Below are 353 nucleotides of genomic sequence, written 5' to 3'. Positions count from 1 at the left end.
GCCTCCGGCCCGACCGGTGCCAAGATGGCCGCCCTGCTCGGTCGCCAGCACCCGGGTCAGAGCTTCGGCGCGTCCATCCCCGCCGAAATCACCCCCGAGTTCGTGCGCGATGAGGTCGCCCGCGGGCGCGCCATCATCCCGGCCAACATCAATCACCCGGAATCCGAGCCGATGATCATCGGCCGCAACTTCCTCGTGAAGATCAACGCCAACATCGGCAACTCCGCGCTGGGTTCATCCATCGGCGAGGAGGTCGACAAGATGACCTGGGCCATCCGCTGGGGTGGCGACACGGTGATGGATCTGTCGACCGGCAAGCACATCCACGAAACCCGCGAGTGGATCATCCGCAA

At 65.4% G+C, this 353-nt stretch carries 1 protein-coding gene; it reads left to right on the top strand.

Features of this window, described 5'->3' with window-relative positions; translation table 11 throughout:
* The coding region (locus NMQ14_RS19660; RefSeq protein ID WP_257098517.1) for a phosphomethylpyrimidine synthase ThiC at positions 1–353 on the top strand (353 nt) is incomplete at both ends.

It is taken from the genome of Methyloversatilis sp. XJ19-13 (assembly GCF_024580155.1).
GTDB lineage: Bacteria > Pseudomonadota > Gammaproteobacteria > Burkholderiales > Rhodocyclaceae > Methyloversatilis.
Note: the sequence above shows the minus strand (reverse complement) of the source record. Positions and strands in the feature narration are given on the sequence as shown.